Raw genomic sequence first — 25,805 nt, 5'->3', positions numbered from 1 at the left:
TTCTCCGAGGCACAATTTACTTATTTTTGCGCCCGGCCGCCCAGCAGCACAAACATAAATTGATGATGACAGCCATAAAGGCAGGGTTGACGCCGTAAAGATTGACTCCACCGAACCGCAGGACGCACCCGGAGACGAGCCCGCCCACCATGCCGCGCATCAGGTCGGCCGAAGAGACGCGCCAGTTAAAGATGATCGCCAGCACGCCGGGCAGGATCTGCGCCAGCCCGAGATAGAACATTGTATTAAGTGAGATCAGCAGATTTCTAGCGGTAAATGTGCCGGTAAAGGAGAGCGTCAGATAGGTGGCAATTGTCACCAGCCCGATGCGGATCTGCTGCCGGGCTGTTTTGTCCCGCACGACGCTCCGCGCCACGACGCCGCCAAGTGTGATGCTGCAACTGGCGAGGATAACGAAGGCGGCAAGACATGTCCCGGCAAGCACAACCCCCATCATCCATGCGGGCAGAAGCGCCTGCGCCGTCGCAAGGAAGATATCATCGGGACGTGCCGCGGCAACATGATGGTTATGGCCGTAGATCGCCACGATCCCAAGAAGCGGGAAGAGCAGCATGTAAAGGGGCATCCATATCTGGCCCCGTCGCACGGTCTCGACTTGGCGGGCCGAGAAAATCGCGGCCAGGGTCGGGGGGAGATGCAAAAGGCGCTGGCCTGCACGGCAATCGTGGTCAGGATGAAGAGATCGCCGCTGACACTGGGCGTAAAGGCTTTAAAAACTTCCGGCGGTCCGATGACCCCTTGATGGGGCGGGGAAAGCCACCTGGCCCCGGCCATCAGCGCCGCACCCGCCACCATCACAATGGTGGAAATGACCAGCACATCCTTCAGGATCGCCGCCCGCGCCGCGCCGCCCATACCCTGACCTGCCGCGATGAGGAAGGTCAACAGGCCAGAGAGGGTCAGGGCCGCCATCATGCCGCCGCGCGCGGTGTCGGGGCCGGCCACCACTTTGAAAGCGGATTGCAAACCGATAAATTGCGATGTCCCGAGCGGAATAAAGCAGAGGAAAAGCAGGGCCGCTAGGAGGAGGTCAAGGCGTCGGTCATTGAAACGGTATCGGAAGAGATCCGTCAAAGTCGCGGCGCCACATTCCTGACCGATCCGCCATAAGCGGGGATAGAGCATCGTCGCGATGGGGAAGGCGAGCATAATATAGCCGCAGAACCAGAGCGCCGCGAAGCCGCCATCTGCGAAGATGGACCCGGGAAATCCCAAAAGCGTACCGATACTGTAAGTGTCGCCGATGGCGAGCACAGCATACAGGACCAACCCGAACTGCCCGGCAGCGGCGAAAAAACGCGACGCATTCTGCCCGGCGCGCGCGCCCGATAAAGCGAGAAGTAACGCGACAATCCCGAGGGACGCGGCAACCCCGATGGTGATCAGCATGTCAGACAGCGTTCTGCCGCCCAGAGATAGAGGCTGGTCAGCGGGATGCTCACAAAAAGCCAGAGAAAGACGCTTTTAACGCCGAATAAGGTGAGCTCACGGTGCTCTAGAACCAGAAGTGGGAGTAACAGGCTGATGAAGGGCGCGATGAGAAAGAAAGCCCGCACGCGCCGCGCCCGCGACGAGATATCGGGTCGGGCCGGCGTGCCCTCAGAATTCACAGGCGATGCGTCCCCCCAACTGGCGGGCATTCCGGCAAGCGCGACATTGTCTCCAGCTACAAAAAAGTTACGGTCAACATCATATTGTTTATTGAAGATATTGTCGCCGAAAAACGCGAAAACCCAATGGGAATGCGGTGGGCGCACGCTGAGGGACGCGCCGAAAATCGTGTAGCCGTTCACATTATAGAGCGGGCCGAAAAGGGACCGGTAGGTGCTGCGGAGCGCATAATTCATGGCGGGGGTGACCTGCCAGTCAGCTAACTGGATCTGATAGGCGATGCTGCCTGTCAGGGTCAGTTTCGGTGCGGGCAGATGCGTGCCGCTTTTATCCTGATAAGTCCCGACAAAAACACCATTCTGTCGCTGGGCGGAAAATAGCGCAGTGAAATCGTCGAACCGCCCGACAGCCCAGCCGCCCCCCTGCGTAATCAGCACATGCTGCCAGGGTGACCAGCGCAGATTGAATTCACCGCCCGATATGTGGGCGCGCGGCGCGTTGACGATGGCGCCCAGCAGCCCGACAGTGGGGTCAAGGATCGCGGATTGGACCTGCTCATCATGCAGATCATCATAAAACGCACTCAGCTCCGCAGTGAGGTGCCAGGCGGGGAGCGTCGCGCGCGCGCCGGTTTCAAAGGCCCATAATTGCTCCGCCCTGAAAGGGGTGGTGGAGAGGGCGACATTCGTTGAATTATAGGCGGTAAACCCCCCGGATTTCATCCCGCGCCGGGCAGATGCATAAAATTGCAGGTGGGATGTCGGGTGATAATCCAGCCCGATCATGCCGGTTGGCAATGTGTATGTCAGGCTTCGGGATGAAAGAACATTGCCCGGATTGGTGATCATGCCGCCCAGCGTGTGCGTGTAGGCGCGATAATCATGCAAAGCGCGGTTTTCATGATCGACGCGCATCGCCGCATTGAGGGAAAGGGTCGGGGTCAGATCATAGCGCAACCTGCCGAAACCGGCGATGGTCATCCCCGTCTGACGATAAGTGACGGAGCGGTTGAAGCCATAGCTTGCGGCAAATCCAGTGAGATACTGGTCGGAAAGCGTCTGATGATTGAACCAGAGCCCTGTTTCCCAGTGTAAGCGCGATGATGATGTGGAGATCAGACGCAAACTCTGCACCAATGTGTTGGCGCGCGTGTTGAAGGCGACATTCGCCACGGGTTCCATCGCCGCGCCGAAATTATCATATTCCCGCCGGTTGCCCGCATCGAAACCTGTCGCAGCTTCAAGGCGCGCCCCGGCGAATTTCTCCTCCAACGAAAAAACGCCGCCCCCTGATGAGACATGATGAAAAGGTTTCTGGCCCGGCTGCAAGCCCGCCATGCGAGCGAAGCTGGGTGATGTGCCCCACCATGTCTGCCGACGATCCTGATCCGCCGGGAGGACAGGCCCCCGCTTATTGGTTTCCATCGTCGTCAGCGGTGTAAAACGGTGGAGACCCATCCCGTCTGAACGGTCATACAAGCCGTGAACATCCAAAGAGAGCGTCAAGGCGTCATGGAGCTGAATGCGGTTGATCAGCCGTGCGACAGACTGGTCACTCTTGCCGAAATCCGCGCCGGATGGCCCGACCTGCCATGCGCCACCCTGACGTGACTCAAAACTGATGCGGCTGACCCAGCGCGGTGCAACCTGCCCGGACGCATGTCCTTCCGCAACCATCGACCCGAACCGCCCATATTGAAAGCGCGCGCCGTAAGCAGGCACGGCTTCCGGCTGGTAAGTGCGGTAATCAATCAAACCGGCAGAGACGCTGCGCCCCCCTTCATAACCTTGCGGCCCGCGATGGATGGTCACCGTCGCGATATCCGCCATCAGCCCCCCGGTCAGAAAGGGGAGGGTCTGCGCAACGCCATTGATCGAGATGCCGACGGCGGCGGCGTTATTTGAGGCATAATCATTAAAGCCGAGACCGCGTATCGTGTATCCGGGCTGACCGGAGGCGAATTGCGGCGTCACCTGCAAAGAGGGGGTGAGATATTGCAGCCCGAATATCGACTGCACATTGCGCGCAATAAGGGTCTCTCCCTTGACGATATCTTCACTTTGCGCGGCGCGGGTTGTGATGCTTCGGCCGTGAATCGTGAGATGCTCGGTCGTCTTCCCCGAAGGGGCGGTGGCTTTCGGTGCGGGTGATCTATTTTCACGATCGTTGACAGCCCCCATCGCGCAGGAGACGGAAAGATAAGAAAATCCGATATAGCGCACATGGGTGACAATATGCGACTTCAGCAGCTTCGAGACATGTCGGCAGGTCAGGCGGCTGATCAAAAAGGGCCTCGTATGAAATGGGGGTCGATGACTTCGAGGGCTTAAAACTGACGACGTGGGCGCAAAGGTTAAAATGTAAATTTCGCTGCTGTCAATTATCGTGACTTTTATGCTGCATATCCGATGTCAGATGATGCTGATATCTGGCCAAGTCACGTCAGCGCCTGTTAAAAGCAGGATGAAAATCCTGGTCATCTCCGTGTGAACAACATGGCTGATGAGGACGACATTTTTGTACTATCGCTTGCGGCCCGCTCCCGGAAGGCGATGTGAGGCGCATGTGCAGACGTTCCCCTCAACCATCCTGATGGTTGATCCGAACGGCTTATCAGTCGACGTTAACATGATGAATCTGGGGAACATTTATGTAGCGGAAGCGTCACATTTCAGGGGTGACGTCATGTCCTGAGCACGGCCGGAACATCATAGAGGACAATTCACCAGTTACCACCTTTCTGACAAGACATAAAAGGCGTTAACGTGACCGAGCGACATCATCTCAAGAAGAAGAAAAAGCCCGTTGATGCCGGGCAGGACGCGCCGGGGACAGATGTCGGCAGCCCGCTCCGCATGCCTCTCGGGGGCTGGCTGCTTGTCCTGAAACAAACTTTTCTTAATCTGATCTCAACGCAATCATCTCTTTCCGCTTCAGGATGCGCGTTTTTCGCGACGTTATCGCTCTTCCCCGCCATGACGACGCTGCTCTCTCTTTATGGGCTTGTCTTCGACATCAACTCTGTCGAGCCGCAACTTCAGGTGCTGCGCAATCTGCTGCCGCCCGCCGCCTTTGACCTGATCTCCGACCAGATCCATCTGCTGATCCGCCGCCCCCATGTATCGCTGACCCTCGGCCTGATCCTGTCCCTCGCATTCGCACTGTGGACGACTTCCTCCAGCACTAAATCTGTGCTGGCCGCGCTGAATATCGCCCATAATGTCGATGAGACGCGCGGTTTCCTGCATTATCAGTTTGTCTCCCTTGGCATGACCTTGCTGGCCGTGCTCGGCGCGGCACTGACTTTGGCCCTGATGGTCGCGCTGCCCGCTTTCGTCGATTATCTCCCTCAAATTCTCGATCATTTCGGGATCTGGAATCTGACGCCGAAACTTCGGGGCTGGGCGCTTTACCTGATGAGTTACGGCATTAAGAACATCGTGCATTTCGGCGCACCGGCATTGATGTTGCTGTTCATCTTCGTCGCGGTGTCGCTTCTGTTCCGCTACGCGCCATGCCGGGAAGCGCCAGACTGGCGGTGGGTTTTGCCAGGGTCACTCGTAGCCACGATGCTCTGGGTGCTGACATCGCTCGGTTTCTCCTACTACGTCGCGCATTTCGCGAGTTACGGGGCGACATATGGGTCACTCGGCGCGGTGGCGGCGGTCATGATGTGGTTTTTCGTCAGCACCTATGTGGTGCTCTTCGGCGCACAACTGAATATCGGGTTGCAGGATCGTGATAAGGGGCGCGAGCCGGCTGTCCCCGGTGGGCCGCGTGAGGATGAGGTCCAGACGGCGAAGAACGCCGCAAAAGCTTGACGTTGCGGCGTTGATCGCCGCTCAGGAAGCAGCGTTATCTCAGGTCAGATCGAAATTACTCTGGTGCCTGTGCGACCTCGATTGGCGTGTCATCCTGGTCACCTGAAGGTGTCAGCAGAGCAATGCGCACATGGGCGAGGCCGCGATGCACAATGCCCAGGCGATTTGCGGCGCCGTGTGAGAGGTCGATAACCCGGTTATGGCTGTAAGGGCCACGATCATTGATCGTCACGATCACCGATCGATGGGTCTGCGTGTCCACGACCAGAACCTTGGACCCTAGAGGCAGGCGACGATGGGCTGCCGTCATGGCTTTCGGGTCAAAACGCGTGCCGCTGCTTGTGCGGCGCTTGGCGAAAGCCTCGCCATACCAGCTTGCGACCCCGCCGCGCACCCAGCGGCTGATGCGGTAGCGTTTCAGATCCGCGGCTGTAACACTCCCGACGGGGAAGCGCGTCGTTTTAGAGGAAGTCGGGACTGATTTCCGGTTCGATGTCGGTTTCGGCTTCAGCATCTGCGTGTGCGAATCAGCCGTCATAGGTGACGTGCCAAGTACAGCCCCAAGAAGCACGTAGAGTCCGGCGGCTTTCTGGCGCGATGACGGAACGGCCCGTCTCGATTTCACCTTTCTGCCGCGTATGGTTTTAGAGCGCGAAGGCTTCTTCCCCTCCATGTCCCATCCTCCCCGACGCTGTCGGTCGATCTGGCGCTGCGTGCCGCATAGATGCGGACGCTGGTCAAGCCATGTTGCTGACCTTCCTCCGCCCGGCGGTCGACGTCTGCGTGCGTAATTCCGCTTAACGGTATATCGTTGCGAAACCTCAATTGTTTCACAAAAAAAAGGCAGGAATAGGGCGAATGGAGGGCGTGCCTCTAAAAGGGATATTTCCCAAACTGCCGAGAAGTGCTAAATGCGGCCTTTATGACCTGCCTCAAGATTGCCGTTCTCAACGGCCCCAACCTCAACTTACTCGGCGTTCGGCAACCGGAAATTTACGGTCGTGAGAAGTTGGACGACGTTGAACTGCTTTGCCTGCGCACAGCGGAGGAACTCAGCGATGAGGGTCACATCGTTGAGATTGACTTCCGTCAGACAAATTATGAGGGTGAGCTCGTCTCCTGGATACATGAAATTCGGGCTGAGACGAACGGAATCATCCTTAATCCGGCCGCTCTTGGGCACTCGTCGGTTGCGTTGCTGGATGCGTTGCTGGCGGTTGACCTGCCTACCGTGGAAGTGCATATCACCAATATCCATCAGCGCGAGGCGTTCAGACATCAACTTTATACTGCACAGGCGGCGATCGGCGTCATATGCGGGTTTGGTGTGCGCGGGTATCAAATGGCGATCCGCGCTTTATATGACATGTTCCAGGATGAGGACGAATAATGAGCCGTATGCAAGTGGACGGAGATGCCATACGCGCATTGGCCGCTCTTCTCGATGAAACGGGCCTGAGCGAGATTGAAATCGCGGAGAAGGAGCATCGCATCCGTGTCGCGCGGGCGGCGGCGCCGGTGGCGCAAACCGTGCCCGCACCTGCGGCCGCCGTGAGTGGCGGCACCACCGTGGCGACGACAATGTCCCCGGCGTCGGCAGCGGACCATCCCGGCGCGGTGAAAAGCCCGATGGTGGGCGTTGTCTATCTGTCGCCGGACCCCTCCGCGCCGCCTTATGTACAAGTGGGGCAGTCCGTCACGGAGGGGCAGACCCTTCTTCTGATTGAAGCGATGAAGACTTTCAATCAGGTCAAGGCCCCGCGCGCCGGCAAAGTGACGCGCATCCTGGTTTCAAATGGTGACCCCGTTGAATTCGGTGAACCTCTGGCCATCATCGAATAAGGCGTTCCGCGCTCATGTTCTCAAAAATTCTCATCGCTAATCGAGGCGAGATTGCCCTTCGCATCCAGCGTGCCTGCCGCGAGATGGGGATCAAAACCGTTGCTGTCCATTCAACGGCCGATGCAGATGCCATGCATGTGCGCCTCGCGGATGAGGCTGTCTGCATCGGTCCGCCGACGGCGCGGGATTCCTACCTCAATGTCGCCGCGATCCTGTCTGCTGCGACAATCACGGGTGCGGAGGCCATTCATCCCGGCTATGGCTTCCTGTCTGAGAATGCTGAATTCGCGGAGACGGTCGAGGAGCATGGCATCGCCTTCATCGGCCCGACAGCACAGCATATCCGGACGATGGGTGACAAGATTTCAGCCAAAACGACCATGGCCGCGCTTGGCGTGCCGCTTGTGCCCGGCTCGGATGGTGGTCTGCCGGATATTGCGACGGCGCGTGCGGTGGCCGCCCGCGTTGGCTACCCGGTGCTGATCAAAGCTGCGGCGGGTGGCGGTGGTCGCGGCATGAAGGTCGCTGAGAGCGAAGAGGCACTTGAGGAAGCCTGGAATGTTGCCCGGACCGAGGCGCGGGCGGCTTTCGGCAATGATGAGGTATATCTCGAGAAATATCTCGACAAGCCGCGCCACATTGAATTGCAGGTCCTCGCGGATACGCATGGTCATGTCGTGCATTTCGGTGAGAGAGATTGTTCCCTCCAACGCCGCCATCAGAAGCTTCTGGAAGAGGCCGGTTCCCCGGCCCTGACGGCTGAGGAACGCAACGTGATCGGCCGAACGGTGACGGACGCCCTCAAGAAAATGGGCTATCGCGGCGTCGGCACCCTCGAATTTCTCTATCAGGACAAGCAATTCTGCTTCATCGAGATGAATACCCGCCTCCAGGTGGAGCATCCCGTGACGGAGCTGGTCTGTGATGTGGACCTCGTGCGTGAGCAGATCCGCATCGCGGCGGGGGAGAAGCTGGGCTACAAACAATCTGACATCACATTCCGAGGTCATGCGATTGAGTGCCGCATCAATGCGGAAGATCCGAAGACTTTCACGCCGGATCCCGGTCTCATCAAAGTGTTTCATCCGCCGGGCGGGCTGGGTGTCAGGACTGACAGCGCCCTTTATTCAGGTTACCGCGTGCCGCCTTACTATGACAGTATGATCGCAAAACTGATCGTCCATGCGCCGGATCGGGATGCCGCGATTGCGCGTATGCAGCGTGCTCTGGATGAATGCGTTGTGGAAGGCGTCAAAACCGTCATCCCCCTGCATCGTAAAATTCTGGCGGATCCGGAATTCCGCAAGGGCGATTACACGATCCACTGGCTCGAGGAATTCGTCGCCCGACAAGCGGGTTGAAGCCCGCTGATCAGCCCGATTGGCGGGGCCTGGAAAATTCCCGTCCCATTTCGTGATTCAATCCTGTGAAGCGGCGCGCAGCGCCGCGCCGGTCGCGAAAGCGCAGGCCGGGAGCGCCACCAGCAGAAAAGCGCCGAGCACATCCAGTTCCGGCTCGGATGGAAGGTGATATTGCGCGCGGTAAACGGCGCTTGCGCCGAAAATCAGGACAGGTGAGGCGAGAGGCAGGATAATCAGCGGCAGTAAGAGCCCGCCGCGCCTTGCGCCGAGCGCGATCGCGGCGGCCATGCCGCCAATAAGTGACAGCAGGGGCGTGCCCAGGGCGAGGCCCATCAGCAAGGCGGGCAGATCCGCCACGGTCATGCCCAGCATCAGCCCCATCGGCCCAGCTGCAATCAGGAGGGGCAAGCCGGTTGTCAGCCAATGAGAGAGGATTTTCCCAAGCCCGATATAAGGGGCGGGGAGGCCGGTGAGGCGCAGTGAGTCGAGGGACCCATCCTCAAAATCAGCGCTGAAAAGGCGCTCCAGCGGCAACATGGCGGCGAGGAGGGCGCAGACCCAGATGATGCCGGGGGCCACGCGATGCAGCAGATCGGGCGACGGCCCTAGCGCAAGCGGGAAAAGACAGCTGCACAGGATAAAAAACAGAAGCGCCGCAAGGGAGTCCGTGCCGTGGCGCCAGGCCAGGCGGACATCACGGCTGAGGATGGCGATGAAGGTTTTTATCACGATATCAACCCGCCACCCAGGAGGCGGGCCTTTCCGGCAAAGTGATAATGTGAGTGAAGGGAATGGGCAATTCCGCATGAGTGGTGATGATGGCAATGCCCCCTTCCCGGAGATGGTCCCGCGTGACGTCGCCCAGGCGCAGCAAAGCCGCCGCGTCCAGGCCCAGATGGGGTTCATCCAGCAGCCAGATCGGCGCATCTTTCATCATCAGGGCGGCCAGGGCAACGCGTCTCTTCTGGCCCGCGGATAATTGCCGCACCGGCACATCAGCACATGGCGGAAGGCCGAGGCGCGCCAGGGCCTCTGTCACATCGCAGCGCGCATGATGGCGGTGAATGGCAAGATTTTCCCGGACTGTCAGGTCAGGTTTCAGCCCGTCCCGATGGCCGAGATAAGCGACCCGAAGAGCATGCGCATGAAAGTCGAGAGCGATGTCCTCGCCCTGCCACGTCACCCGCCCCCCATCCGGCCGCTTCAGCCCGCTGATGACGCGGAGCAGGGTCGATTTACCCGCGCCATTCGGGCCGGAAACGCGCAGCGCACAGGCGGGCCCGGCAGAAAAACCGACACGGAGAAGCACCGGGAGCCCATCCCGTGTAACGGTTATTTGTTCGGCACATAACATGTGCCATAGATAACCCAAACCCTGAGCAACACCCTAAAACTTTTACATTGCCATCTCATCACGGCGACGCGGATCGAATAGAAGACGTTAATTGGACCGTACCCGCCCCTGTTTAAGCGCGTCCCCACCTTGTATAGAAACCCGGAATCGAGTCCGTGCGACCTGGAGGTGAGCGCTGACTCACGTACTTTCGGGAGGACAGTATGCGCATGACAGGGATTGACACACTCGATGTGACAAGCGAGTTGGTCGTTGACGGCAAAACCTACCGCTATTTCTCTCTGCCCGCTGCGGGGAAAAAAATCGGGGATATTTCACGCCTCCCCGTCTCTCTCAAAATCTTGCTTGAAAATGTTTTACGTTTTGAAAATGGCGGGAGCTGTCAGGTCAGGGACGCCGAGGCCTTCAGAAGCTGGGTGGCGTCCGGACATGACACGCATGAGATTCCATTTCGGCCAGCGCGGATATTGATGCAGGATTTCACCGGCGTCCCGGCGATTGTAGACCTCGCTTCCATGCGGGATGGCATCGTGGCGTTGGGTGGCGACCCGGCCAAGGTCAATCCGCTTGTCCCGGTCGACCTGGTGATTGATCATTCCGTGATCGTCGATGTGGCGGGTGATAAGGACGCGCTTGAAAAAAACATGGCGCTGGAGTTCAATCGCAATGCGGAGCGCTACGCTTTTCTGCGCTGGGGTCAAAACGCATTTGAGAATTTCCGCGTTGTGCCGCCCGGCCAGGGTATCTGCCATCAGGTCAATCTTGAATATCTCTCCCAGGTCGTCTGGACGCGTGATGAGGGCGACGGGACTTATGCCTTCCCCGACACAGTTTATGGCACGGACTCACATACAACGATGGTCAATGGCGTCGGTGTTCTCGGATGGGGCGTTGGCGGGATCGAGGCGGAAGCGGCCATGCTGGGGCAACCGATCTCCATGGTGCTGCCCGATGTGATCGGTGTGCGGCTGGAGGGCCGTTTATCCCCGATCGCGACGGCGACCGATCTGGTGCTGAAAATCACCCAGATGCTGCGTCAGGAAAATGTCGTCGGCAAGTTTGTCGAGTTTTACGGGCCGGCTCTGGATACGCTGCCCTTGGCGGACCGGGCGACAATTGCAAATATGGCGCCGGAATATGGGGCGACATGCGGGTTCTTCCCCGTTGATGACATCGCGCTAGCCTATCTGGAGCAGACAGGTCGTAACCCGCATCGCATTGCACTGACACGGGCGTACCTTAAAGCGCAGGGCATGTATCGCGATGCGGACGCGCCGGAACCGGTTTTCACAAAGTCGCTCAAGCTCGATCTGGCGGATGTGCAACCTGCTATTTCCGGGCCGAAACGGCCGCAGGATCTCGTGCCGCTATCGCAAGCCAGCGCAAATTTCAATGCGGTCCTACAAAAGGATTTCGGGGTCTCATCATCTGCGCGCGTCAAGCTTGAGGGGCGGGAATATGACCTCGGGAATGGCGATATCGTCATCGCCGCCATCACCTCCTGCACCAATACGTCCAACCCGGAGGTCATGTTCGCCGCCGGACTCCTGGCGCGCAAAGCGCATGAGCTGGGTTTGCGTCCCAAGCCATGGGTCAAGACATCTCTCGCGCCGGGGTCCCAGGTTGTGACGGATTATCTTGACCGGGCAGGTTTGACGCCGCATCTTGACGCGCTCGGCTTTGAAACAGTGGGTTACGGTTGCACGACATGTATCGGCAATTCCGGCCCGCTAGCGCCGGAAATCACCGCGGCGATTGAGGGGAACGGGTTGGTTGTCGCTTCCGTCCTGTCCGGCAATCGCAATTTTGAGGGTCGTATTTCACTCAGCGTCAAGGCAAATTACCTCGCCAGCCCGCCACTCGTCGTTGCTTACGCCCTCCTTGGCAGTATGTGTCAGGACATCACCCAGCTTGCGCTTGGGAAGGCGCAGGATGGGCGGGAAGTCTTCCTGCGGGATCTCTGGCCGAGCCGTGAGGAAATCGAGACCGTGCTCGGTAAGGCGATTTCACGCGAGGGCTATGCCTCCAGCTACAAAAATATTTTTGAGGGCACATCCCATTGGCAGAAGCTGGCGGTTGCGGCGAGCGGGCAACGTTTCGCCTGGGATGATTCGTCAACTTACATCCATCAGCCGCCCTATTTCGAAAATCTGAAACCCAGCCCGGGCGCCACAAGCGACATCAAGGACGCCCGTATCCTCGCCATATTGGGGGATAACATCACGACGGACCATATCTCACCCGCGGGGGCCATCAAGGCGTCGTCACCCGCCGGGCGTTTCCTGATGGAACGGGGCGTTGCGGAGGCGGACTTCAACTCCTACGGGTCCCGACGAGGCAATGATCTGGTAATGGTGCGGGGCGCGTTTGCCAATACGCGTATCCGTAACCGCATGATCCCGGGGGTTGAAGGGGGGATGACCCGCATCCTGCCGGATGGGGATATCGCGTCGATCTACGACGTCGCGCAGCAATATCGCGCCCAAAATATTCCTTTGATCGTGATGGGCGGTAAGGAATATGGTATGGGCTCATCGCGGGACTGGGCGGCCAAAGGCACGTTGCTCCTCGGGGTCAAAGCGGTTATTGCGGAGAGTTTCGAGCGTATCCATCGCTCGAACCTCGTCGGGATGGGGGTGCTGCCGCTGGTTTTCCCGAACAATGTCAACGTCCAGACGTTGCAGCTTGACGGTTCGGAGACGATCACGCTTTCAAACCTGACGGACATCAAACCGCGCATGACGGTCTGGGCGGATATCGTGCGCACTGACGGTCGCAGCTTGCGGGTTGAACTGATCTGCCGCATCGATACGGAAGATGAAGTGGAATATTACCGTCATGGGGGCATCCTGCCCTATGTTCTGCGGGGGATGACCAAAACTGACTGACACGGCAGAGATCGTACTCGATGCAAGCGGGGTTGCAAAAACCTATAGCGGGCAGGCTGTATTGCATGATGTCTCCCTCTCCGTCACGAAGGGGGAGCTCGTCAGCATTATCGGTCCTTCAGGGTGCGGTAAATCCACTTTTTTACGTTGCCTTAATCTTCTGGAAGTGCCGGATCGTGGCAGGATCCGCGTGCAGGGCGTTACGGTTGATCGCAACGCCGCATCCCGATGGACGCGTGAGGATGAGCGCCAGGCCCATTCTTTACGGGCGCATGTCGGGATGGTCTTTCAATCATTCAATTTATTTCCGCATCGCACGGTGCTCGATAATGTTATGCTCGCCCCGCGCGTCGTCAAGAAAATGTCTTTTCAGCATGCCAGATCCGTAGCGGAAGAACTGCTCGTTAAAGTCGGGCTTGGCCATGCTATGACACGTTATTCCTCCACTCTATCAGGTGGCCAGCAGCAGCGCGCGGCGATTGCCCGCGCCATGGCCATGAAGCCCGACGTCATCCTTTATGATGAGCCGACTTCCGCGCTTGACCCGGAACTTGCAGAGGAGGTGCTGCAAGTCATGCGCGCGCTTGATGATGAGGGGATGACCCAGATTGTGGTGACGCATGACATGCGTTTCGCGCGTGCGGCGTCGGATCGCGTCCTGTTTATGGATGGGGGACATATTATCGAGGCCGGTGACCCGGACATTATGTTCGCCCGGCCGGAAGACGCCCGCACGCGGCGCTTCCTTCGGACATTTCTGTGATGCGCTGGCTGATTACTCTCCTGACTTTCATTTTGATGATCACCCCCGCCACGGCGCGGGGCACTTTATTATGGGCTTCGGATGGGGAGGCGAATGTCCCCTATGTCTTTCATGACCCGGCTTCCCAGTCCAGAATGCAGGGATTTGAGTTCGACATTATGCGCGAGGTTGGGCATCGGCTGAATGTCACGCCCAAATTTGTGCAGAATGATTGGGATGGGCTTATCCCGGGTTTGCAACGCGGCCTCTATCGCCTCGTTGTGGACGGGATTGAGATCACGCCGGAGCATGAAGACGCCGTCCTGTTCTCCCGCCCGTATTATCAGACGGGAGAGCGCATTGTCGTGCGCAAGGGGCAGTCGGGGCTCGACAGTCTGGAAGCCCTGCGCGGCCATGTCGTGGGCACGATCCGCGGCACTTATGCGGAGCGGCTTCTTCGAGATTCCAGCGATATTGCCATTCGCACTTACATGGAGGAGACAAATGCGGTCTCCGATCTGCGGAACAAGCGGCTCGATGCGTTGCTCGTGGACGCGCCGATCGCCGTTTATTACGGTGCGCTCTCTGATGATCTGAAGCTTGTCGGCAAGCAGATCGGCACCGTCCATTACGGCATCGCCATGCGGAAAGGCGATTACGCCATGCGCGACCGGGTGGATCGCGCCCTCTCCGACATGATGGCGGACGGCACGCTGCAGCGCATTCTCAGCCGATGGAACTTATGGACGCCGCAGATGGCGGCTTTCACCGGTGATGAGACGGAGCAGAACATCGCCCCTGTTGAGTGGGACCGATACCGCCTGGCGATGGCGGATCGTGGAGGATGGATTGACCGGCTTGAGCTTTATGCCGGGTTCCTTCCTCTCATTCTGCATGGGGCGTGGCTGACGCTGGCAGTTTCCGCGGCGGCGATGCTGATTGCCGTGGCTCTGGGCGTCCTTCTGGCGCTGATGCGCCATTATGGCAGCAGCCCCCTCAAATTTTGCGCGGGTGTTTATATTGAAGTCGTGCGGGGCACGCCGCTCCTCATACAAATTCTTCTCATTTTCTACGGCTTACCGCGCTTTGGGGTCAATCTTTCACCCTTCCTGGCGGGTGTTGTGGCTTTGGGGCTCAATTACGCGGCCTATGAGGCGGAAAATTACCGTGCAGGGCTGATGTCCGTATCTCAGGGCCAGATGGAGGCGGCGATCGCGCTGAATATGACGCGGCTCGACGCTGTGCGCCTCGTTATTGTGCCACAGGCTTTCCGTACGGTTGTGCCTGTCATGACCAACGACTTCATCTCGCTGCTCAAGGACTCCTCGCTCGTCAGTGTGATCACCCTGACGGAATTGAGCCAGACCTACATTAGGCTCTCATCCACTTATTATGATTATTTCGGGATCGGTCTGCTGATCGGCGGGGCTTATCTTCTGCTGGGATTGCCCTTTGTGAGATTGGCCCGTTATGCGGAAAAGCGCCTTGGGCGTTTCATGCTGGCTAATCACAGCCATCACCACTGAAAAGGCGGCCCCCATCAACGTGACCATCAGCGACGATGGTTTTTACGCCGGATAGGCCGGATCCCTGTTCCCCTTGCGAATGGGCAGGGACGGGCCTGCCATCCCGTTTCGCATGGCGTTGCGCAGAATGGTGACCCAATTGTCGAACCAGGATTGCGTCCGCCCGATGAAGCTTCGTACCCTGCGGTCTGCCGCGAAATCCCGCACATTCCAGGATGAGAGAGGCGCGATAAGACGGAGTGATCCTGACTCATTCGGGGCGAGGAAGATCGACATCACCGTCGGGTACCACGTGCCCGTCGTACCGGGCGCTGCGTGAACCCATCGAGCCTGCACAAATAAAGCCGGGTACGGGATGCCGAGGCGATCCAGTTCATCACCGATGATGGCCGGGAAATCCTGAGGTCCTGCGCGGTGAGATGTTCTGGACGGTGCGAGGAACCAACATTCCTTCGTCCCGTCAGGAGACGTCACTTTTGACGATTGTGAAACGTAATTGCCGGTCCCGTCACAGAGATTAAACTCACTTTCAAGCGCTGGGCGGGTGAGAGGATGTGTGTCCGCACCCAGCATGATGACGCCTGTGACGATATTCTGATCAATCCGCACGAGGGAGAGAGCCTCCTGAGAGCCCTGAAGTCCTCCATTGGCCGCAACAAGCGGGTGCCATGTTCCGGCAGGAAGGGGGATGCGGTGCCCGGCGAAGGGGATACTGCCTGAAATACTGGCAAGCTCCTCCGGTGAAGCCGGCGCTGACCCCGATGGTGCCGTGGGGTGCTCTTGATGTCCCGATTTATCAGTGCCGGGTCCCCACGGGAAATCACGGTGCAGCCACGAAGCCGGGAAGATAATCGCGAGGGCAAGGCAGAAAACGAAAGCATAAATCGTCAGGCGCCATAAAAATGCGCGGCGCCAGAGGTCTTTCAGTTGTTTCACGACGTCGACCTCCGTGGGATCAGGATCTTCAATGTGAGAGGCGGCTGCGCGTGCTCTCGGACTCCGCCGTCACTTCAGCTTTGACGCCATCCTGGGAGGAGACGAGGCGCACAAGTGTGGCGCCCCCCTGGCGGGCAACAATCAGGGTTTCGCTGATCATGTCTTCAATGGAACGCACAAGGTCACGCGCCGACGCGCCGGAGCCGATTTTATGTTGCCGCTGCATGATCTGAAACAAAAGAGCAGGATCGATCCCGCCGGGCTCGACGCGCAAACCGTAACCATCAATCATGATTTCAATTTCAAGCGCTGCGACCCGGGCAAGGTTAAGCCCTTCAAGCCGCCTGAAGACAAAAATCCGGTCGAGCCGGTTCAGAATTTCCGGCGCAAAACCTGCCTTGCGCAGCGTCTCAGTCGACTCAGCGCGCATCCGGTCGGGGTCACCTTCAAAATTCTGGGCGATTTCGGTCAGTTCCTCCGTCGCGATATTCGACGTCAGGATAAAAATGGCGCGTGTCGTGGAGACTTGCTCTCCGGTGGAAGCCTCCGTCACATGGCCATCATTCCAGGCTGTGAGAAATTTTTTGAAGACATCGGGATGCGCCTTCTCAATTTCATCCAGCAAAACGACGCTATCGGGAAACTCCTTTAATCCGCCCGTCAACTTGCCGAAGGAGTCGGAGCCGACATAACCTTTAGGCGATCCGAAAAGTTGGGTCGCAGCGAAGGCGTTGGACATTTGCGTCATGTCGAAATGCAGTAATTTCCGCCCCAATTGGCGTGCCACCTGTTTGGCGAGATAGGTTTTGCCCGTCCCCGGTGGCCCGGCCAGCAGAAAAATCCCGACCGGCTTGCCGCGAATATGCAGGGCAAGGCGGCGGCGCAGTTGCTGTGCGATATCTTCACAGACAGCATCCTGGCCAATCACTCGGGCACGGAGGCCGGCGGCGAGTTCATCCGCATCGATCAGCGCCTCTTTCTGCTCCTGCGCGAGCATTTCCTCCAGCGCTTTGCGATTAGTGAGGCGGGCGAGAACATCCATGAAAAATCCCCTCTTCCGTCGCAGGCCCTTTCTGGCGCGCTTTGTGGCGTGACGGTCGAAAAAAAAGCCACTCAGGGCCGTGATGCCAAGAAGCAGCGCGATCGGGCCATAAAATGCCCGTGCACGTCCCAGGAAATGAATGATGCCGTCCAGCGAGATGTGCAATGACATTAACGCCTGAAGCGTCAGAAGGATGATCAGAATCGGCATCATCACCGGCATCAGCCGGTTGAGAAGAGGCAGGAGATTTTTCATCTTTGCGGGCGTGGCAACATGACGAATTCTGACCCTCTGTCACTTTTAAGTGACGCTTTGAATATCCCCAATTTCATCCGAAAAGCCGCCAGTTGCAAGCATTAATCTTTTTTTACCAATAGGTAAGGCGTGATGGCACGAATGTCTCACGCTGCGCTTCTCTTCCTGAGGTAAAATTTTGCATTGGGCCGCCACTTTCTATTGCACGATCACATTTAACAACGCCGTGTCACCCCGCGTAAAAAGGGGCGCAATGGGTGAAACGCCGTAGATCGTGCCAACACCTAACGTCAGCCCCGTCGGGCCCTCATCCTGCAGAAGACTGATTTTGACCTCGCCATATCGGTCAATGGGTAAAATGATCTGCCGCGCTGCCGTGCCGAGTAAAATGTTCTGGGTAAATCCGGCGCTGGAAATTGTGAGGAATGCGCCGGGTTGGCCGGCCAATATGCCCAAAGGCATGATCACGAGGCGTTTGTCATCCCTCTTCAGCGCGACACGGAGCCTGTCTTTTTCAGACAGTGAAAGGGAAATCTGCGTAAGTGCGGCGGGCACATCCCGTTCCGCGATCGCGCTGAGGGGAAGGGTCGGAACAGCGTGGTCAGACTGCGCTGCACGCTTCTGAGCGTCCGGGATAAAATTCTGAGACGGGACGGGACCTTGTCCATTATCGTGAAAATGATGCGCGCCAAACCCGATCACGATAAGGGCTCCGATCAGGCTGAAAGGGACCCATCCCCGAAAATTGAAGCCCCCCCGAGGGGCCGGGTCGCCGAACCTTTGCCGAAGTTCCTGCGGCTGCGGTTGAGGATCGCATGGTTCCGTATCATCGCGCCGATGGAATGAAGCACGTTCCACCATAATATGTCCCCGTATAAATTTCAGCCGGTGCGGGTTCCGGAGGTGTCGGGCTGAGGTCGCATCATGTGACGCAATTATCAGGGATTGATCAAGCCGGGCCGATATTTATCCGGCTTGCATTCATGACATAAATGACATAAGTAAGCGCTTATTCACACTATCATCTTCCGCTCAACGTCTCGGGGGGTGGCCTTCGCGGGCCGCCTTTTTTGTTTTGGCAAATAACATTTATATGCATAACGCCCTTGAAAGCCGCATTGCCGGGCAGATTACGCCAGCACTTGAGGAACTGGGTTTTGACCTTGTTCGTGTCGCGGTTCTGGGGCGTGAGACGCCGACGATCCAGATCATGGCGGATCGCCACGATGGCGCTCTGATTGCTGTCGATGATTGTGAGCAGATCAGTCACATTGTCGGCGCCATTCTGGATGTGGATGACCCCATCCCCGGCGCCTGGACGCTTGAAGTCTCCTCAGCGGGGATTGACCGCCCCCTGACACGGGCAAAAGACTGGACGCGTTTTGCAGGCCATATGGTTCGCGCTGAGTTGGATACGCCGATTGACGGGCGGAAACGCTTTGCCGGTGTGATTATCGGCGTTAAAGATGATGCGGCCATTATTCGGCTGGAGGGCGACCAGGATGCGGCCCTGCCGCTGACGGAGATCCGCAAAGCGCGTCTCGTCCTGACCGATGCGTTGATCGAAGCGACAGCCGCGCCGGAAGGTGACGGGGATGAGGCGACCGCCCCGCGACGTGTTCCAAAACTAAATCCGGTCAAACCGGGTAAAGGTTCCAAGCCAGGCCGTAAGGTGCAATAACCCTCACGCCTATGTGTTTTTCACCGGCGCAGCAGCGCCCTGTTTGAGGATCAGCTTTGATGGACACCTCCGTCTTACGCCCTGAGCTGCTTTTAGTCGCGGACGCTGTATCGCGCGAAAAGAACATCGACCGAGAAGAAGTCCTCGAAGCGATGGAACAGGCCATTCAAAAGGCCGGTCGCGCTAAATATGGCCATGAAAAGGACATCCGCGCGACAATCGACCGTAAAACCGGTGAGGTGCGCCTGTCCCGCTGGACCGAAGTTGTCGAGACGGTTGAAAATGAAGACACGCAGATTGCGCATCATATCGCCGTAAAATTCCGTCCCGAAATCAAATTGGGTGAGCATATTGTGGATCCGCTCCCCCCGATCGATTTCGGCCGTATTGCCGCGCAGACGGCCAAGCAGGTTATCGTACAGCGTGTGCGTGAGTATGAGCGTAAACGCCAATATGATGAGTTCAAGGACCGCGTGGGTGAAATCGTCAATGGCACCGTCAAGCGGACGGAATATGGCAATCTCATGGTTGAGATCGGCCATGCGGAAGCCCTGTTGCGCCGCGATGAACTGATCGCGCGTGAGGCTTTCCGCAATTCTGACCGGGTGCGCGCCTATATTTACGATGTGCGTGATGAGCCACGTGGGCCGCAGATCTTCCTCAGCCGGACGCATCCGGCCTTTCTGGCAAAACTTTTTGCGCAGGAAGTGCCTGAAATTTATGACGGCATCATTGAGATCAAAGCCGTCGCGCGCGACCCGGGGTCCCGTGCGAAAATGGCTGTCATTTCCAAAGATGCCTCCATTGATCCGGTCGGGGCCTGTGTCGGTATGCGGGGCTCCCGCGTTCAGGCGGTTGTCGCTGAATTACAGGGTGAGAAAATCGACATTATCCCCTGGAGCCCCCAGGCCGCGACATTTGTCGTCAATGCCCTGGCCCCGGCGGAAGTCTCAAAAGTCGTGATCGATGAGGAAGCCGGGCGTGTTGAAGTCGTCGTACCGGACGAGCAGCTTTCCCTTGCGATCGGCCGCCGCGGGCAGAATGTGCGGCTGGCAAGCCAATTGACGCGCTGGGATATTGATATCCTGACGGAGGCGGAAGAATCCGAGCGACGTCAGGAAGAGTTCCGCAAGCGCACGCAGCTTTTTGTGGATGCGCTTGATGTGGATGACGTGATTGCGGGGCTGCTTGTCACGGAGGGCTACCACTCCATTGAGGAACTGGCTTACACGGACCCTGAGGAACTCAATAACATTGAGGGCTTCGATGAGAGTGTCGCTGAGGAATTGATGCGCCGCGCTGAAGAGCATCTTTCACAGCGTGAGCAGGCACTGGAAGAGCAGCGCCGTGCCCTCGGTGTCGAGGATGCGATCGTGGCGTTGGATGTCTTCACCAACCCGATGCTGATTACGCTGGGTGAGAAAGGCGTCAAAACCCTCGATGACCTGGCGGACCTCGCCGGAGATGAGCTTATCGAAATTCTCGGCGCCGACTCCTTCAGCCTTGAAGACGCGAATGCGATTATCATGTCAGCACGCGCCCATTGGTTTGAGGATGGTACGGAAGCCGCACCTTCCGATAAAGCCGGGGATGATGCCTGATACGTGACGCACGAGTCGAAACAGGACGCGGCAAATGGTTCCACGCCGGAGGACAAGCACCTCCGACGCTGTATCGTCACGCGACACTCCCAAAAACGGGAGAAAATGTTGAGATTCGTCGTTTCGGATGCTGGCGTGGTGACGCCGGATCTGGCAGGTCGCCTGCCAGGACGGGGAATTTGGTTGAGTGCACGGCGAGATGTGCTAGAAACCGCCCGAGCGCGGCATCTTTTTTCAAAGGCTGCGCAACGGAGCGTCACCATCCCTGACGATTTGTATGAGCGAATCGTTATCGGGCTGGAAATGCGGGTCGTGCAGGTGCTTGGCCTTGCGCGGCGGGCGGGCCAGGCGCGGACCGGGTTTGTAAAATGCCGCGAGTGGATCAGCTCTGGCCATGTCGGGCTTGTCATCCATGATGAGGATGCAAGTCCTGACGAATTGAGACGTTTACTCTCGGGGGCCGCAGCGCTCCCTTGTGTAAAACTGCCGTCTGGAACGCTTGCAAAGGCCTTCGGACGGGAACACGCAGTTTATGCCGTTGTCAGTCGAGGCGCTTTGGCGCAGAAACTGGCCGACGCGCATGAGAGATTGACAGGACTGGCAGGTAAGCCGGAGTGAGAGCCGTAAAGTGGCGGTTCGGACGGGGACAGGCGGGTAGATGAGCGAAACCAACGATCGGAAGCAGGGCAAACAGGCAAAGGGCGCGCCGGAAGAAAGCAGCGCAGCCCCGGAGCAAGGCGCTCAGGCTCAAAACGAGACCGCAAAGGGGCGGCTTTCACTTCGCCCCTCTGGGCGCATGGAGCTTGGACGTACGGTTGATGCCGGTTCCATCCGTCAGAGCTTCAGCCGCGGGCGCTCAAAAGTTGTGCAGGTGGAAGTGCGCAAAAAACGCACAGGTGCGCCGGAAGGGCGTGCCGGTGGGGGTGCTGCGCGAGGTGGCCGCGGCGTTGGTTCAGGTGGCCGCGCCCTGACAGCCTCGGAGCTTGCCACGCGTCAACGCGTGCTGGAAGAGCAGCGCCAGGAGGCAACGCGTCAGGAAGAAGAGAAAATTCGCGTTCTCTCCGCAGCTGAGGAGGCGCGCCGCAAGGCCGAGGCCTCCGCCGAGGCGGAAGCCCGCAATGCGGAAGAGGCCCAGGCCCGCGCGGAGGAAGAGCTTCAACAGGCTCAGCAGGCTGAAAAAGATGCGCAGGATGAGGCCGCACGCCAGGCGCGTGAATCCCGCCGTGCGGAGGAAGAATCCCGCCGTAAGGCGCCCCTTGACCCCACATCAAGGCGTGGGACGGGCGGCGTTGAACTGGCACCGCCGGTTGAGCGTCTGCGGCCATTGGCGGAACGCGCTGTCATGGCGGCCCGCCCGACGGTTGCGCGCAAGCCTGATGGTGCGCCGACCGTACCCGGCGAGGCTGCACCGGCGCGCCATGAGACACTCCACCTCAAGCGCAATGTCTCCGATGATGATGATCGTCGGGGCGGTGGGCGTAAAGCCGGTATGGCCGCGCGGCGTACCACCACGCCCGCGCCGAAAAAAGGCGGGGACTCGCGTCGTTCCGGGCGTATTGATGTCCGTGCGGCCATTGAGGGAGATGATGACAAGACGCGGTCCCTCGCGTCGGTGCGTCGCCAGCGCGATCGTGAGCGGCGTCAGGCTGAGTTGGAGCGCCTCCGCTCAGATCAGGTGCGCGTTGTCCGCGACGTCACCTTGCCGGAATCGATCACCGTCGCCGAACTCGCCAATCGTATGGCCGCGCGTCAGGCGGAAGTTGTCAAAACCCTTATGAAAATGGGTGTCATGGCGACAGCGACTCAACTTATTGATGCGGATACGGCTGAACTGGTGATTGGTGAATTTGGTCACCGTGTCCGGCGTGTGGCGGATAGCGACGTTGAGTTGGGCATTGAGGGCGTCGAGGATCGCGACGAGGATCTGAAGCCGCGTGCCCCTGTTGTGACGGTCATGGGACATGTTGACCATGGTAAGACGTCGCTTCTGGATGCATTGCGTACGACGGATGTGGCCTCAAGCGAAGCCGGGGGAATCACCCAGCATATCGGCGCGTATCAGATCACCCTGGCATCCGGGCAGAAAATCACCTTCATCGACACGCCGGGCCATGAGGCCTTCACCTCCATGCGGGCACGAGGGGCGTCGGTTACGGATGTCGTCATACTTGTCGTCGCGGCAGATGATGGCGTCATGCCGCAGACGATTGAGGCGATCAAACACGCCAAGGCCGCGGATGCACCAATCATTGTTGCGATCAATAAAATCGACAAGCCGGGTGCCAATCCCGACCGCGTCCGGCAGGAACTGCTCAGTCGTGAAATCGTCGTCGAATCCATGGGAGGCGATGTTCAGGATGTCGAAGTTTCCGCGAAGCAACGCCAGGGGCTGGACCGGCTTCAGGAGGCCATTCTCCTTCAGGCTGAGTTGCTGGAGCTGAAAGCGAATCCTGATCGCCTCGCGGAAGGTTCCGTGGTGGAGAGCCGCCTTGATCGGGGACGTGGCCCTGTCGCGACGCTCCTCATCCAGAAGGGCACGCTCAAGCGCAGTGATATTGTTGTCGCCGGCGCTGAGTGGGGGCGTGTGCGCGCCATGCTTGATGAACGCGGTCGCCCTTTGAAGGAAGCCGGACCTTCCATGCCGGTTGAATTACTCGGTATCACAGGCGTGCCAGGTGCGGGCGAACCGTTCTTCGTGGTTGAAAACGAAAACAGGGCGCGGGAAATCTGCGCTTTCCGCCAGCGCCAGTTGCAGGACAAGGTGGCGGCGGGTCGTGCCGCAGCACGTGGCACGCTTGACCAGATGCTGGCCCGCATTCAGGCAGGTAAGCAGAAGGAAGTCGCGCTCGTCATCAAAGCGGATGTGCAGGGTTCCGCTGAGGCGCTTCAGGCTTCTGTGCAGAAACTCTCCCAGGAGGAAGTCGGCGTCCGCGTTCTGAATGCGGCTGTCGGGCAGATTACCGAGAGCGATATTCAACTGGCTAAAGCCTCACAGGCCGTTGTCATCGCCTTTAACGTGCGTGCGACAGCGCAGGCGCGTGACCTGGCCCACCGGGAAGGCGTGGATATCCGGTATTATTCGATCATCTATCAGGTGACGGATGATGTTGAGCAGCTCATTAAAGGCCAGCTCTCTCCGAAACATCGTGAGAAATTCCTCGGATATGCGGAAATCCGTCAGGTGTTCAACATCACGCGCGTCGGCAAGGTGGCGGGTTGTTACGTCACGGAAGGCGTTGTCAAACGTGGCTGTGGCGTCCGCCTGCTCCGCGATAATATCGTCATTCATGAAGGTGATCTCAGCCAGCTGAAGCGCTTCAAGGATGACGTCAAGGAAGTGGCGCGCAATTATGAGTGCGGTCTCTCCTTCGCCGGTTTCAATGACTTGCGTGAAGGCGATGTCGTTGAGTGCTATGAGATGGAAGTCGTCCCTGTATGAGTGAAGGACGTCGCCGGGCCTCCGGGCCTGGCCTTGGGCCGACCCACCCCCAGGGGCCGTCTCAGCGCCAGTTGCGCGTGGGTGAGGAAGTACGACGCCTCCTCGCTGACCAACTGACACGCACGGAGTTTCGTAACCCTGAACTTGTCGGCGTGCAAGTGACGGTTACGGAGGTGCGTGTCTCCCCCGATCTGCGTCATGCGACAGCGTTCGTCTGCCGCCTGGGACGTCAGGATGTTGAGGAAATTTTACCTGCTTTGCAGAAAGTCGCACCCCATTTCCGTACGGCCTTATCCCGGGCCATGCGCACGCGGATTGTGCCGGAAATTCATTTTCAGGCAGATACGGCTTTTGAACGGGCTATGGATGTTGAGGCCATCTTCAATTCCCCTGAGGTCAGGCGTGATCTGGGCAAAGACTAAGCTGGGCCATAACTGTTATGGGCCGTAAAAAGGGCCGGCAGGTCAATGGCTGGCTCGTGATCGACAAGCCGCTTCATATTGGCTCGACGGACGTCGTCAATAAAATGCGCCGTCTTTTCAACGCGCGTAAAGCAGGCCATGCCGGGACGCTTGACCCGCTCGCATCCGGCATTCTGCCCATCGCTTTTGGCCAGGCCACCCGCACCATTCCCTACATCATGGAAGCGACGAAACGCTATCAGTTCACGCTGGAATTCGGCGCGTCCCGCACGACGGATGACAAGGAGGGGGAGGTGCTTGAAACGTCTGACCATCGGCCCGATGACGTGGCAATCCGCGCGGTTCTTCCTCGTTTTATTGGCGAGATCATGCAAGTTCCGCCGATTTACTCGGCTCTCAAGCTGGGAGGGGCCCGCGCCTATGAGCTGGCCCGAAAGGGAGAGATACCTGAGATGCAGTCGCGCCCGGCCCGGATCGACAATATCACCCTGACGCAAAGGCTGGATGCTGATCACGCTGTTTTTAACGTCCAGTCAGGTAAAGGCGTCTATATGCGGGCTTTGGCACGGGATATTGCGCGTGCCTGCGGGACAGTCGGGCATATTGCGTCACTCAGGCGAGAAAAATGTGGCCCGTTTGATGTTTCAAACGCGATAACACTGGACAAACTGTTGCAAAATAGCGAGAAAGCTTCAACTCTGGATGGATTTCTCCTTCCGTTAGCGACCGCGCTGGACGACATCCCGGCTCTGGCCGTGACAGAAGAAGAGGCCCAGGCACTCAGATGGGGGCAGACGCTTCCGGCTCTGCATGGAAATGCGGAAACCGAGGCGGGTCTCCTCCGTGCGGAATTCCAGGGTGACGTCATTGGTTTGTGCCGCGTCTCGGAAGGGCGCCTCAGGCCGGTGAGGATTTTTGACCTGACAAACCATGGAGTTGACGATGTCGATTACAGCTGAGCGCCGCACGGCGCTGATTGATGAATATAAAACCGCCCCGAATGACACCGGGTCACCCGAAGTGCAGGTGGCGCTGCTCAGTGAGCGCATCAGCAATCTGACGGAACATTTGCAAACGCATAAAAAAGATTTTCATTCGCGCCGCGGGCTGCTTATGCTCGTTGGGCAGCGTCGTGGACTTCTTGACTATCTGAAGCGGAAAAGCACCGCACGTTATCAGACGCTGATCGGGCGTTTGGGTCTGCGCCGCTAAACAAGGCGTATTGTGACAATAGGGGCAGGGTTGCCTGCCCTTAGCGTCGCA

The 25,805-nt window shown here is 58.4% G+C and carries 23 protein-coding genes; 14 read left to right on the top strand and 9 right to left on the bottom strand.

What is annotated here, in order from left to right:
• Positions 1 to 16: 16 nt before the first annotated feature.
• The 3 genes from CGLAMM_RS03000 to CGLAMM_RS02990 are packed head-to-tail and all read right to left on the bottom strand — an operon-like array spanning position 17 to position 3,917.
• A complete protein-coding gene (locus CGLAMM_RS03000) occupies positions 17 to 457 on the bottom strand; it encodes a hypothetical protein (protein WP_418115320.1) in 441 nt (146 codons plus the stop codon).
• A complete protein-coding gene (locus CGLAMM_RS02995; protein WP_418115319.1) occupies positions 454 to 1,410 on the bottom strand; it encodes a sodium:solute symporter family transporter in 957 nt (318 codons plus the stop codon). Before CGLAMM_RS02995 ends, CGLAMM_RS03000 begins: the two co-directional genes overlap by 4 nt.
• Entirely contained in the window at positions 1,404 to 3,917 is a 2,514-nt protein-coding gene (locus CGLAMM_RS02990) for a TonB-dependent receptor (RefSeq protein WP_418115318.1), read from the bottom strand. The genes CGLAMM_RS02995 and CGLAMM_RS02990 overlap by 7 nt, the downstream gene beginning before the upstream one ends.
• A 480-nt stretch (positions 3,918 to 4,397) precedes the next feature.
• Between CGLAMM_RS02990 and CGLAMM_RS02985 the strand changes: the two genes are divergently transcribed.
• Positions 4,398 to 5,453, top strand: coding sequence for a YihY/virulence factor BrkB family protein (locus tag CGLAMM_RS02985; RefSeq protein ID WP_394819380.1), 1,056 nt, complete (start codon positions 4,398 to 4,400; stop codon positions 5,451 to 5,453).
• Positions 5,454 to 5,508: 55 nt separating this feature from the next.
• Here the strand turns inward: CGLAMM_RS02985 and CGLAMM_RS02980 are convergent, their stop codons facing one another.
• Positions 5,509 to 6,078 (bottom strand): septal ring lytic transglycosylase RlpA family protein, encoded by a 570-nt coding sequence (locus CGLAMM_RS02980; protein WP_394819381.1) that lies wholly within the window; start codon positions 6,076 to 6,078, stop codon positions 5,509 to 5,511.
• A gap of 297 nt (positions 6,079 to 6,375) precedes the next feature.
• On the opposite strand from CGLAMM_RS02980, the gene aroQ reads away from it, so the two are divergent.
• From aroQ to accC, 3 genes are read left to right on the top strand one after another with little or no spacing between them, the layout of a single operon-like run.
• Positions 6,376 to 6,843, top strand: coding sequence for a type II 3-dehydroquinate dehydratase (gene aroQ / locus CGLAMM_RS02975; protein ID WP_394819382.1), 468 nt, complete (start codon positions 6,376 to 6,378; stop codon positions 6,841 to 6,843).
• On the top strand, positions 6,843 to 7,295 hold the full coding sequence (gene accB, locus CGLAMM_RS02970; RefSeq protein WP_394819383.1) for an acetyl-CoA carboxylase biotin carboxyl carrier protein: 453 nt from the start codon (positions 6,843 to 6,845) through the stop codon (positions 7,293 to 7,295). Before aroQ ends, accB begins: the two co-directional genes overlap by 1 nt.
• A 14-nt stretch (positions 7,296 to 7,309) precedes the next feature.
• A complete protein-coding gene (accC, locus tag CGLAMM_RS02965; protein WP_394819384.1) occupies positions 7,310 to 8,656 on the top strand; it encodes an acetyl-CoA carboxylase biotin carboxylase subunit in 1,347 nt (448 codons plus the stop codon).
• A 57-nt stretch (positions 8,657 to 8,713) separates the two neighbouring features.
• Here the strand turns inward: accC and ccmB are convergent, their stop codons facing one another.
• Both ccmB and ccmA read right to left on the bottom strand, forming a co-directional pair.
• Positions 8,714 to 9,385 carry a heme exporter protein CcmB gene (gene ccmB / locus CGLAMM_RS02960; RefSeq protein ID WP_394819385.1) on the bottom strand — a complete coding sequence of 224 codons (672 nt, stop codon included), beginning with the start codon at positions 9,383 to 9,385 and terminating at the stop codon, positions 8,714 to 8,716.
• A gap of 4 nt (positions 9,386 to 9,389) precedes the next feature.
• Positions 9,390 to 10,010: a heme ABC exporter ATP-binding protein CcmA gene (gene ccmA / locus CGLAMM_RS02955; RefSeq protein WP_394819386.1), complete on the bottom strand. Its 621-nt coding sequence runs from the start codon at positions 10,008 to 10,010 to the stop codon at positions 9,390 to 9,392.
• A 203-nt stretch (positions 10,011 to 10,213) separates the two neighbouring features.
• Between ccmA and acnA the strand changes: the two genes are divergently transcribed.
• The 3 genes from acnA to CGLAMM_RS02940 are packed head-to-tail and all read left to right on the top strand — an operon-like array spanning position 10,214 to position 15,166.
• Positions 10,214 to 12,898 carry an aconitate hydratase AcnA gene (gene acnA, locus CGLAMM_RS02950; RefSeq protein WP_394819387.1) on the top strand — a complete coding sequence of 895 codons (2,685 nt, stop codon included), beginning with the start codon at positions 10,214 to 10,216 and terminating at the stop codon, positions 12,896 to 12,898.
• Between the two features lie 10 nt (positions 12,899 to 12,908).
• On the top strand, positions 12,909 to 13,661 hold the full coding sequence (locus tag CGLAMM_RS02945) for an amino acid ABC transporter ATP-binding protein (protein ID WP_394819727.1): 753 nt from the start codon (positions 12,909 to 12,911) through the stop codon (positions 13,659 to 13,661).
• 35 nt (positions 13,662 to 13,696) lie between these two features.
• A complete protein-coding gene (locus CGLAMM_RS02940) occupies positions 13,697 to 15,166 on the top strand; it encodes an ABC transporter substrate-binding protein/permease (protein WP_394819728.1) in 1,470 nt (489 codons plus the stop codon).
• Positions 15,167 to 15,208: 42 nt separating this feature from the next.
• On the opposite strand, the gene CGLAMM_RS02935 is transcribed toward CGLAMM_RS02940, so the two are convergent.
• The 3 genes from CGLAMM_RS02935 to CGLAMM_RS02925 all read right to left on the bottom strand — a co-directional run bounded on the left by CGLAMM_RS02935 (position 15,209) and on the right by CGLAMM_RS02925 (position 18,260).
• Positions 15,209 to 16,102, bottom strand: a complete 894-nt coding sequence (locus tag CGLAMM_RS02935; RefSeq protein ID WP_394819388.1) for a hypothetical protein — start codon at positions 16,100 to 16,102, stop codon at positions 15,209 to 15,211.
• A gap of 28 nt (positions 16,103 to 16,130) precedes the next feature.
• Positions 16,131 to 17,399, bottom strand: coding sequence for an AAA family ATPase (locus CGLAMM_RS02930; RefSeq protein WP_394819389.1), 1,269 nt, complete (start codon positions 17,397 to 17,399; stop codon positions 16,131 to 16,133).
• 198 nt (positions 17,400 to 17,597) lie between these two features.
• Positions 17,598 to 18,260, bottom strand: a complete 663-nt coding sequence (locus CGLAMM_RS02925; protein WP_418115317.1) for a hypothetical protein — start codon at positions 18,258 to 18,260, stop codon at positions 17,598 to 17,600.
• A 214-nt stretch (positions 18,261 to 18,474) separates the two neighbouring features.
• Here CGLAMM_RS02925 and rimP point away from each other — a divergent pair, with 214 nt between their 5' ends.
• The 7 genes from rimP (at position 18,475) to rpsO (ending at position 25,754) form a co-directional block, all read left to right on the top strand.
• Entirely contained in the window at positions 18,475 to 19,080 is a 606-nt protein-coding gene (gene rimP / locus CGLAMM_RS02920) for a ribosome maturation factor RimP (protein ID WP_394819391.1), read from the top strand.
• A 59-nt stretch (positions 19,081 to 19,139) separates the two neighbouring features.
• Positions 19,140 to 20,681, top strand: coding sequence for a transcription termination factor NusA (gene nusA, locus CGLAMM_RS02915; protein ID WP_418115316.1), 1,542 nt, complete (start codon positions 19,140 to 19,142; stop codon positions 20,679 to 20,681).
• Positions 20,682 to 20,684: 3 nt separating this feature from the next.
• Complete coding sequence (locus CGLAMM_RS02910) at positions 20,685 to 21,299, top strand: RNA-binding protein (protein WP_418115315.1); 615 nt, start codon at positions 20,685 to 20,687, stop codon at positions 21,297 to 21,299.
• A 178-nt stretch (positions 21,300 to 21,477) separates the two neighbouring features.
• On the top strand, positions 21,478 to 24,120 hold the full coding sequence (gene infB / locus CGLAMM_RS02905; RefSeq protein ID WP_394819729.1) for a translation initiation factor IF-2: 2,643 nt from the start codon (positions 21,478 to 21,480) through the stop codon (positions 24,118 to 24,120).
• The gene (rbfA, locus tag CGLAMM_RS02900) at positions 24,117 to 24,542 is read left to right on the top strand and encodes a 30S ribosome-binding factor RbfA (RefSeq protein WP_394819393.1); all 426 of its coding nucleotides are present in this window, start codon (positions 24,117 to 24,119) and stop codon (positions 24,540 to 24,542) included. Before infB ends, rbfA begins: the two co-directional genes overlap by 4 nt.
• 17 nt (positions 24,543 to 24,559) lie before the next feature.
• On the top strand, positions 24,560 to 25,501 hold the full coding sequence (truB, locus tag CGLAMM_RS02895) for a tRNA pseudouridine(55) synthase TruB (protein ID WP_394819394.1): 942 nt from the start codon (positions 24,560 to 24,562) through the stop codon (positions 25,499 to 25,501).
• Positions 25,485 to 25,754, top strand: coding sequence for a 30S ribosomal protein S15 (gene rpsO / locus CGLAMM_RS02890; RefSeq protein WP_319806250.1), 270 nt, complete (start codon positions 25,485 to 25,487; stop codon positions 25,752 to 25,754). Before truB ends, rpsO begins: the two co-directional genes overlap by 17 nt.
• Positions 25,755 to 25,805 lie beyond the last annotated feature (51 nt).

It is taken from the genome of Sorlinia euscelidii (assembly GCF_036452135.1).
Taxonomy (GTDB): Bacteria; Pseudomonadota; Alphaproteobacteria; order Acetobacterales; family Acetobacteraceae; genus Sorlinia; species Sorlinia euscelidii.
The sequence above is the reverse complement of the archived record's forward strand: the minus strand, read 5'-3'. Positions and strand labels throughout refer to the sequence as shown.